Below are 10,766 nucleotides of genomic sequence, written 5' to 3' on the forward strand. Positions count from 1 at the left end.
CCACGCGGTGACGGTCAGGCGTTGACGATCAGGCCCAGCTCCGCTTTTGAGGCCAGGGCATCGTTCTTGGGGAGCACACGCACGGTGTAGCCGAAGGACCCCGAACGGTCGATCACCAGCGTGCCGCTGAAGAGGTGCCGGCCCTTGCCGAGGTCTTCGGCGGCCTTGAGCTCCGCGACCGTGATGTCCGTCAGCTCGTCGGTGTCCTCGGCCCGGCCGTAGGCCACCTCAACATAGACGTCGTCCGGTGAGAGCTCACGCAGCGCCACGTAGGCATTTACCTGCAGCAGATCGCCGATCTGCGGGTCCTCGGAGACCCCCACCGAGTCGACGTGTTCGACCTGGATGTGCGGCCATGCGGCCCGGACCCGTGAGCTCCATGCCGCCAGGGCCTTGGCTTGGGCGTAGTTGTCCGCCACAGCGTGGCGTCCTGCGATCGCGGCGGGCCGGTACAGGACGTTGACGTAGTCCCGGAGCATCCGTTCCGCGGAAACCGCCGGGCCCAGGTGGGACATGGTGTGCTTGATCATCGAAACCCAGTGCGTAGGCACGGCCTGCGGGCCGGGCTGGGACGGTCCGGCAGCGCCCGCGGCGTCGGATACGGTCAGCCCGTAGAACCGCGGCGCCACCTGCGTTTCGAGCAGCTCGTACAGAGCCGCCGCCTCGATGTCGTCGCGTTCCTCCGGGGAGGCGTCGTTGTTGGCGGTCGGGATCGCCCAGCCGTTCTCGCCGTCGTACATCTCATCCCACCAGCCGTCCATGACCGAGAGGTTCAGCGAACCGTTCAGGGCAGCCTTCATGCCGGAGGTACCGCAGGCCTCCAAGGGGCGCAGCGGGTTGTTCAGCCACACATCACAGCCGGGGAACAGGGTCCGGGCCATGGCGATGTCGTAGTTGGGCAGGAACGCGATCCGGTGCCGCACGGCGGGGTCGTCGGTGAACCGGACGAGGTCCTGGATCATCTTCTTGCCGGCATCGTCCGCCGGGTGGGACTTCCCTGCGATGACCAGCTGAATGGGGTGCGTCTTGTGCAGCAGCAGCGCCTTGAGCCGTTCCGGGTCGCGCAGCATCAGGGTCAGCCGCTTGTAGGTCGGCACGCGGCGGGCAAAGCCGATGGTCAGGACGTCCGGGTCCAGGACGGAGTCCGTCCACGCCAGCTCGGCGTCGGCCGCGCCGCGCTTCTTCCACGCGGCCCGGAGCCGGCGCCGGACATCCTCGACCAGGGACACCCGCATCTCGCGCCGCAACGCCCAGAGGTCCTCGTCGGTGACGTTGTAGGCCAGGTCCCACCGGCCCTGCGCCTCCGCCTCGGCACCGAAGTGGTCCCGCGCCAGCGCGGCGATGCGGGGGTCCACCCAAGTGGGGACGTGCACGCCGTTGGTGACGGAGGTGATGGGGATTTCGGAGTGGTCGAAGCCCGGCCAGAGGGCGGAGAACATCCCGCGCGAGACCACGCCGTGCAGTTTGGCCACACCGTTGGCCCGCTGGGCCAGCCGCAGCCCCATCACGGCCATGTTGAACACGAACGGGTTGCCGTCGGCGAAGTCCTCGCGGCCCAGGTCCAGGATCTTGGCCACCGGGACGTCCGGGGCGAGGCCGGCTTCGAAGAAGTGCTGAATCTGGGAGATTTCGAAGCGGTCGATCCCCGCCGGCACCGGCGTGTGGGTGGTGAACACCGTGGACGCCCGCCCGGCGGCCAGGGCCTCCTCCCAGCTCAGCGGCGCCGTGCCGGACATCAATTCCTGGATCCGCTCGACGCCGAGGAATCCGGCGTGGCCCTCGTTGGTGTGGAAGACTTCCGGCGCGGGGACACCCGTGAGCCGCTGGAACTCCCGCAGCGCCTTGACCCCGCCCATGCCCAGCAGGAGCTCCTGCTGCAGCCGGTGGTCTCCGCCGCCGCCGTACAGGCGGTCGGTGATGCCGCGGGCAGCCTCGTCGTTGCCCGGAACGTTGGAATCCAGCAGCAGCAGCGGCACACGTCCGACGTCGGCCCGCCACACGTGCGCCAGCAGGCGCCGGCCCTGGGGAAGCGGCAGGGAGATCTGGACCGGTTTGCCGTTGCCGTCCGGGGAGGCCTCGCGCAGGAGCGTCAGGGGCAGCCCGTCGGGGTCGAGGACCGGGTACGTTTCCTGCTGCCAGGCGTCCCGGGAGAGCGACTGCTTAAAGTAGCCGGCCTGGTACAGGAGTCCGACGCCGATCAGCGGCACGCCAAGGTCCGAAGCCGCCTTCAGGTGGTCCCCGGCCAGGATGCCAAGGCCGCCCGAGTACTGGGGCAGGACCTCGGTGATGCCGAACTCCGGCGAGAAATAGGCGATGCATGCCGGCGCGCCGTCGCCCAGGCTCTGGTACCAGCGCGGCTGTTCCAGGTACTGGTCGAGGTCATCGGCCGCGGCGTGGACGCGCCGCACCACGTCCTGGTCCGCGGCGAGGCGCTGCAGCTCTTCCCGGCTGACCAGGCCCAGGAAAGTCACGGGGTCGTGGGCGCTCTCCGCCCAGACCCCGGGGTTGAGCCCCTCGAAAAGCTCCCGGGTGGGCGGATGCCAGGACCACCGGAGATTGGTGGCGAGCCGGGCCAGCGGCCGGATCGACTCCGGGAGTACGGTTCGGACGGTAAATCTGCGGATTGCCTTCACCAGCGAAACACTAACGGACAAGTCGTTGCCCCGGAACTGCTTTAAGATTCTTTCCCGTAAATGACGGATATCACTCCGACCAGAACCAGAAACCTCCGGAAAACGTTCGAGGCCTTAGCATTCTGGCCGTTTTGTAGATAACGTCGAGGCTGTGACGAATAACTCGCGAACCAGCGCCGTGTCCAAGCAAAAGCCCAAGGCCCTGATCACGGATGGCCTTCGATTTGGCCGCTTTCCGATCACCGCCGTGCAGCCTTCGGTGGAGGGCGGAAAGTTTCCCGCCAAAGCGGTCGAGGGCCAAACCATTGTCGTGGGAGCCACCGCGTTCCGGGAGGGACACGACCAGCTCGGGGTCAGCGCCGTCCTGCTCGACCCACGCGGCAAAGAGCGGCAGCGGGTCCGCCTCGCCCCGCCGAGCGGACCCCGGGGAATGGGCACGGACCGCTGGGAAGGCCTCCTGACCCCGCCCGCCACTGGCAACTGGTCCTTCGTCATCGAGGCCTGGCACGACCGCTACGGCACCTGGCACCACAACGCCGAGGTCAAGGTGGAGGCCGGCATCGACGTCGAGCTCATGCTGTCCGAAGGTGCCGCCCTGCTGGCTGAAGCCTCCGAAGACGCCTCCCGCCCCTCTGGTGACCGCAGAACGCTGCGGATGGCCGTCGTCGTCCTCTCAGATACGTCCCGGACACCCGAGGAACGCCTCGCCGCCGGCTTCGGCGCCGACGTCGCCGCCGTCGTCGAACGCCAGCCCATCCGCGAACTTGTGACGGTTTCCGAGCCCTACCCGCTGCTGGTGGAGCGAACGCTTGCCGGAGCCGGCGCCTGGTACGAATTCTTCCCCCGCTCCGAAGGTGCCGTGCGCAACCACGACACGGGGGAATGGACCTCCGGCAACTTCCGCACCGCCGCGCAGCGCCTCGACGCCGTCGCCGCCATGGGCTTTGACATCATCTACATGCCGCCGATCCACCCGATCGGCGGCCAGCACCGCAAGGGGCCGAACAACACCCTGATCGCCGGACCGCACGATCCCGGTTCGCCGTGGGCCATCGGATCCCACGAGGGCGGCCACGACGCCATCCACCCGGATCTGGGCACCTTCGAGGACTTCGACGCCTTCGTGGCACGGGCCGGTGAGCTGGGACTCGAGGTGGCCCTGGACCTGGCCCTGCAGGCCGCGCCCGACCACCCGTGGGTGCAAAGCCACCCGGAATGGTTCACCACGCGCGTCGACGGCACTATTGCCTACGCGGAGAATCCGCCAAAGAAATACCAGGACATTTTCCCGCTGAATTTCGACAACGACCCCGCGGGGCTGTCCAACGAAATTCTAAGGATTGTGATGCTCTGGGTCAGCCACGGCGTCAAAGTGTTCCGGGTGGACAATCCGCACACCAAACCCGTCTGGTTCTGGGAATGGCTGATCGGCAAGGTCAATAAGAAGCACCCCGACGTCGTCTTCCTCGCCGAGGCGTTCACCCGCCCGGCCATGATGCACGCTCTTGGCCGGGCAGGCTTCCAGCAGTCCTACACCTACTTCACCTGGCGGAACACCAAGGAAGAACTGGAGACGTACTTCCAGGAGGTCAGCCACGAGTCGGCGGCCTACTTCCGGCCGAACTTCTTCGTCAACACCCCGGACATCCTCACCGAATACCTGCAGTTCGGCGGCCCGGCGGCCTTCAAGATCCGTGCCGCCCTGGCCGCGACGGCAAGCCCCATCTGGGGCGTGTACGCCGGCTTTGAGCTCTACGAACACGTGGCGCGCCCGGGCGCCGAGGAGTACATCGACAACGAGAAGTTTGAATACAAGGCCCGCGACTGGGACGCGGCGGCAGAATCGGGGCGCACCCTGGCCCCGTACCTGACCCGGCTCAACGGGATCCGGCGCGCGCACCCGGCCCTGGGGGATCTGCAGAACCTGACGGTGCACCAGAGCTCGGACAGCTCCACCGTGGTGTTCTCCAAGCACAAGACCCTCGCGGACGGGACCAAAGACACCCTGATCATCGTCGTCAACGTGGACCCGCACGGCACCCGGGAGAGCACGGTGTCCCTGGACCTGCCGGCGCTGGAACTGGACCCGGAGAACTTCACGCACAACGGCCGTTTCATGGTTGATGACCTGCTGACCGGCGAGAGTTGGGAATGGGGGGAGTACAACTACGTCCGCCTGGACCCGCACGTCGAGCCCGTTCACATTCTTAGCATCCGGAGGTAGTGCCAGTGAGTTTTAGCCCGCAGAACCCGAGCCAGCACTTCAGCCCGAGGGGGAGCTTTGAATTGAATGCCCCGGGCCTCCAGCACGATCCCCTCTGGTACCGCAAGGCGGTCTTCTACGAGGTGCTCGTCCGGGGCTTCGCCGACGGCAACGGAGACGGCTCGGGTGACTTCCACGGCCTGATCGAGAAACTGGACTACCTGCAGTGGCTGGGGGTGGACTGCCTGTGGCTCCCGCCCTTCTTCCAGTCACCGCTGCGCGACGGCGGCTACGACATCTCGGACTACAACTCCGTGCTGGACGAGTTCGGCACCATCAGCGACTTCAAACGGCTCGTGGCCGAGGCCCATGCCCGCGGCGTCCGGGTGATCATCGACCTTCCGCTGAACCACACCTCCGACCAGCATCCGTGGTTCCAGGAGTCACGCAAGGACCCGGATGGTCCCTTCGGCGACTTCTACGTGTGGAGCGACACGGACGAGAAGTACGAAGACGCCCGCATCATCTTCGTGGACACGGAGGAATCCAACTGGACCTTCGACCCCATCCGCAGGCAGTTCTTCTGGCACCGGTTCTTCAGCCACCAGCCCGACCTGAACTTCGAGAACCCCAAGGTCATTGACGCGCTCTTCGACGTCGTGCGGTTCTGGCTGGACCAGGGCATCGACGGCTTCCGGGCGGACGCCATCCCGTACCTGTTCGAGGAGGAGGGCACCAACTGCGAGAACCTGCCGCAGACCCACGAATTCCTCCGCCAGCTGCGCCGGATGGTCGATGAAAGCTACCCGGGCCGCGTGATCATTGCCGAGGCCAACCAGCCGCCCGCCGAAGTGGTGGAGTATTTCGGCACCGAAGAGGAACCGGAATGCCACATGGCGTTCCACTTCCCGATCATGCCGCGGCTGTACTACGCGCTGCGGGACCAGAAGGCGTCCCCCATCATCGAGACGATGAAGGACACGCCGGACATTCCCGAAGGTGCCCAGTGGGGCACGTTCCTGCGCAACCACGACGAACTGACGCTGGAAATGGTCACCTCCGACGAACGCGCCGCGATGCTCGGCTGGTACGCGCCGGATCCGCGCATGCGCGCCAACATCGGCATCCGGCGCCGGCTGGCCCCGCTGCTGGATAACTCCCGCTCCGAGATCGAGCTGATCAACGCCCTGCTGCTGTCCCTGCCGGGCAGCCCGTTCCTGTACTACGGGGACGAGATCGGCATGGGGGACAACATCTGGCTCGAGGACCGTGACGCGGTCCGCACCCCGATGCAGTGGAACCCGGACCGGAACGCCGGGTTCTCCAGTGCCGACCCGGGCAAGCTGTACCTGCCGGTGATCCAGTCGCTGGTCTACAACTACAGCATGGCGAACGTGGAGGCCGAGGCCGCACATTCGGGGTCCCTGCTGCGCTGGACCCGCCAGATCCTGAGCGTCCGCAAGAACCACCCCGCCTTCGGGCTCGGCGGATTCAAGCATGTGGAGGCTGACCACGACGTCGTCCTCGCTTACCTGCGTGAGCTCCCGGAAGGCAACGCCGCCGGTGAGGACGCCGAGACCATCCTGTGCGCCTTCAACCTCTCACAGCACCCCGTGGCTGCCACGTTGCGGGTGCCGAACTTCGCCGGCCGCGGCCTCCGGGACGTCTTCGGCGGCCAGGCCTTCCCGGCCATCGGCGATGACGGAACGCTGACGCTGACCTTGGGCAGCCACGATTTCTTCTGGTTGCGGATCCGTTCCGCCGCCTCCAACCCGGCATCCCCGTTCACACAGGCGATGCCCGTCCTGTCCATCGAGGGTTGAGATGACGCGACCCGCCCTTGCCCCGGCCTTGAGCGGACTGCTTGGCGCCTGGCTCCCGCGCCAGCGATGGTTCCCTGTCAAGACCGCCGAGTTCACCTTCGAACCGGCGGGCGGCCTGCGCCTTGAGACCGCCGCCGGCGGGGCCACGTTCGAGGTGTTGCTGGTCGCGGTGTCCTACCCCACGCCCGGCGGCAGCCGCACCGACGTCGTCCAGGTGCCGCTCAGTTTCCGGCCAGAACCCCTGCCGGGGGCAGAACGCGCGCTGATCGGCGAACTTCCCGGCACCCGCGCTGATGCCGCCCACCAGTGGGTGTACGACGGCGTCCACGACGCCTCCTTCGTCGCCGCCTGGCTGGAGCTCATGCGGCACGGCGCAACGACGCCGTCGGGCAACGCCACCGGCCACCTGGTGGAGTCCGGCTACCGCCTGCCGTTCGCAACAGGCAAGGTCAAGGTCCTCTCGGGCGAGCAATCGAACAGCTCGGTGATCGTCGACGACGAGGACGGCGGCACAGTCGCCATCGTGAAGTTCTTCCGGGTGCTGTCCGAAGGGCAGAATCCCGAGGTTGAAATCGGTGCGGCGCTGACTGCGGGACACACCGCGGAGGTCCCGGCAACCCTTGGCTGGGTGGCTGGCGAGTGGGAGGTGCCGGCGGCCGCAGCAGGGGCGGAGCCATCAGATGCCCGCCGTCCCGCCACTGTCCGTCCCGCCTCCGGCGAGCTGGCTGTGGCGCACGAATTCCTCGCCGGCGGACTCGATGCGTGGCGGCTCGCCGTGGACGCGGCCAGCCGGGGGATCGGGTTCGCTGCAGAAGCCCACGCGCTGGGCGCGGCCACGGCCACCGTGCACCGCCGGCTCGCCGAGGCCCTGGGCACAGCCGCCGAATCTGCGCCGGGGCAGGACATCGCGCCGGGAGTAGCCGAGCGCGTCCGTCAGTCCTGGGCCCAGGCCGGCCAGGCTGTCGGGCCTTACGAAGAAGCGCTGAACGGTCTCCTCGGCCGGCTCGAGGGCACCAGCGCAGGCCCGCTCCAGCGTATCCATGGCGACCTCCACCTCGGGCAGATCCTGCAGGTGCCCGGCAGCATGGTCCCGGGCGAGCCGGGGGGCCCCCCGCGCTGGGCCATCCTCGACTTCGAGGGCGAGCCCCTGCGCCCCATCTCCGAGCGCAACTTCCCGGACGTCGCCCTTCGCGACGTTGTCGGCATGCTGCGGTCCTTCGACTACGCCGCCGGAGCCGCCGTCCGCGAAAACCCCGGAGCCGTGGTGCCCGGGACCTGGGTGGATGACTGCGCTGAGGCCTTCCTGGCTGGCTACGCCGACGTCATTCCCGGCAGCATCGACCGCGACTCGCCGCTCTTTGTGGCGCTGTGGCTCGACAAAGCCCTCTACGAAGTCATCTACGAACTAAGGAACAGGCCGGACTGGCTCTCCATCCCGGTGAACGCATCGCGTCGTCTCCTCGGCAGTACAGGTTCCGGCGTCGCCGCCGAAGCCGCAGCGGAAGGTATAAAAATGACAGGATCAGCACGTATCGATCGGCCCGGCACACCACTGCCCGTGGATGGCGAGACCCTTGCAAGGGTCTCCAGCGGCGAACACCACGCGCCCCACTCGGTCCTCGGCGCCCATCTCGATGACCACGGCCATGTCACCATCCGGACGGTCAAGCACCTGGCGGAAGCGGTCTCGGTCGTGACGTCGGCAGGTTCGACGCCCATGACGCACGAATCGAGCGGCGTATGGGTGGCCGTGATGGAGCCACTCGAGCGCGGCCATGTGCCGGATTACCGGCTCGAGGTGACCTACAAGGACCACGAGCCCCAGGTCATGGACGACCCCTACCGTTACCTGCCAACCGTCGGCGAAGTAGACCTGCACCTGATCGGTGAGGGCCGGCACGAGCGTCTGTGGGATGTCCTCGGCGCGCACGTGCAGCACTACAAGTCCTCGCTTGGCGACGTCGACGGCGTGTCCTTCGCCGTCTGGGCCCCGAACGCCCAGGCAGTGCGCGTCAAGGGCGACTTCAACGGCTGGGACGGCCGCGAACACTCCATGCGCTCCCTCGGTTCCACCGGTGTGTGGGAAGTCTTCATTCCCGGGGTTGTAGCAGGGGCGTGCTACAAATTTGAACTCAGGACCCGGCACGGATACTGGGTGGAAAAAGCGGACCCGCTGGCCTTCGGCACCGAAGTCCCGCCGCTGACGGCATCCCGGGTGGTGGAGCCCTCTTACGTCTTCAAGGATGCCGAGTGGATGCAGGCCCGCGCCGCCCGCGATCCGCACAACTCGGCCATGAGCGTCTACGAGGTCCACCTCGGTTCCTGGAAGGTGGGGCTGGGCTACCGCGAACTGGCCAAGGAACTCGTGGAATACGTCAAATGGCTCGGCTTCACCCACGTGGAGTTCATGCCTGTGGCCGAGCACCCCTTCGGCGGCTCGTGGGGCTACCAGGTCACCTCGTACTTCGCGCCGACCTCGCGCTTCGGGCACCCGGACGAATTCCGCCACCTCGTTGACGAACTCCACCAAGCCGGCATCGGCGTCCTCCTCGACTGGGTCCCGGCGCACTTTCCCAAGGACGAGTGGGCCCTGGCCCGGTTCGATGGCGAAACACTATACGAGCACGCCGATCCGAACCTGGGCGAACACCCGGACTGGGGAACGCTGATCTTCGACTTCGGCCGCAGGGAGGTGCGTAACTTCCTGGTGGCCAACGCCCTGTACTGGCTCGATGAGTTCCACATCGACGGGCTCCGCGTGGACGCCGTCGCCTCCATGCTCTACCTCGACTACTCCCGCGAAGAGGGTCAGTGGCAGCCAAACCGTTTTGGCGGCCGCGAAAACCTGGAAGCGATCTCATTCCTCCAGGAGGTCAACGCCACGGTCTACAAAACCCACCCCGGCGCGGTCATGATTGCCGAAGAATCCACCGCATTCCCGGGCGTCACGGCGCCCACGAGCGGCGGCGGCCTGGGCTTCGGCCTCAAATGGAACATGGGCTGGATGCACGACTCGCTCAAATACATGGCCGAGGACCCGTACAACCGCCGGTGGCACCACGGCACCATCACGTTCTCGATGGTCTACGCCTTCACGGAAAACTTCCTGCTGCCCATCAGCCACGATGAAGTTGTGCACGGCAAGGGCTCCATGCTGCGCAAAATGCCCGGTGACCGGTGGCAGCAGTTGGCAAACCTGCGCGCATTCCTGGGATATCAGTGGGCCCACCCGGGCAAGCAGCTGATCTTCATGGGCACCGAATTCGGCCAGGAAGCGGAGTGGTCGGAGCAGTACGGCCTGGACTGGTGGCTCGCGGACATCCCGGCACACAACGGCATGCAGCTCCTGACCAAGGACCTCAACGAGCTCTACCGTTCCACGCCGGCACTGTACGAGCGGGACAACCAGCCCGAAGGGTTCCAGTGGATCAATGGGGGAGACTCGGACCGCAATGTGCTGACGTTCATCCGCCGTGACGCCGACGGCAACCCGCTGGTCTGCGCCGTGAACTTCTCCGGCGGGCCGCACACGGACTACCTCCTCGGCGTCCCGGCCGCCGGCGAGTGGCAGGAAGTGCTCAACACCGACGCCGCCAGCTATGGCGGTTCCGGGGTGGAGAACACCGGAACCCTGACCGCGACGAAGGACGGCCTGGACGGACAGCCGGCCATGCTCACCGTCACCCTGCCTCCGCTAGGGGCCGCGTACTTCAAGCCGCTGGGCTAGGCGCAGCGCCCGGACAGCAGACCTGGCGCGCGTAGGGAAGTGTTTGCGAGAGGCCCGGAATCCCCGTGATTCCGGGCTTTTCTGCACCGTCTTCGGTGCCGCTTTGTCAGCCGGCCCAAGTGGTGGTAGAGTTTATTTCCGCGCTGCTCCCCGGAGTTGAACGGCCACCAAGACCCAGAAGCCTATGGCAAGAATGAGTCTGGATCGCCGATTTGACTAGGGTGAAGCGGCCGGGTAAGTTTGAAAAGTTGCTCCGGAGCGATCCTTGACTGTTTGTTGGTTGTGGTGGTGCCGGGTGTGTCTGTTGTTTGAGAACTCAATAGTGTGCCAAGTTTGTTGATACCAATTTATTGTATTGAATTGGTTGAATTTGCCGGGCC

The 10,766-nt window shown here is 66.5% G+C and carries 4 protein-coding genes; 3 read left to right on the forward strand and 1 reads right to left on the reverse strand.

Annotated features, from left to right (window positions below; all coding sequences use genetic code 11):
* Positions 1 to 14: 14 nt before the first annotated feature.
* Complete coding sequence (gene glgP / locus AC1DFR_RS19405) at positions 15 to 2,633, reverse strand: alpha-glucan family phosphorylase (protein WP_476850584.1); 2,619 nt, start codon at positions 2,631 to 2,633, stop codon at positions 15 to 17.
* A 151-nt stretch (positions 2,634 to 2,784) separates the two neighbouring features.
* Here glgP and AC1DFR_RS19410 point away from each other — a divergent pair, with 151 nt between their 5' ends.
* From AC1DFR_RS19410 to AC1DFR_RS19420, 3 genes are read left to right on the forward strand one after another with little or no spacing between them, the layout of a single operon-like run.
* Entirely contained in the window at positions 2,785 to 4,857 is a 2,073-nt protein-coding gene (locus AC1DFR_RS19410; protein ID WP_476860385.1) for an alpha-1,4-glucan--maltose-1-phosphate maltosyltransferase, read from the forward strand.
* 5 nt (positions 4,858 to 4,862) lie between these two features.
* On the forward strand, positions 4,863 to 6,659 hold the full coding sequence (treS, locus tag AC1DFR_RS19415) for a maltose alpha-D-glucosyltransferase (protein WP_018774200.1): 1,797 nt from the start codon (positions 4,863 to 4,865) through the stop codon (positions 6,657 to 6,659).
* 1 nt (position 6,660) lies between these two features.
* A complete protein-coding gene (locus AC1DFR_RS19420) occupies positions 6,661 to 10,386 on the forward strand; it encodes a 1,4-alpha-glucan branching enzyme (RefSeq protein ID WP_476874221.1) in 3,726 nt (1,241 codons plus the stop codon).
* The last annotated feature ends 380 nt before the right edge of the window (positions 10,387 to 10,766 follow it).

This window comes from Arthrobacter sp. 05T410 (assembly GCF_056396505.1).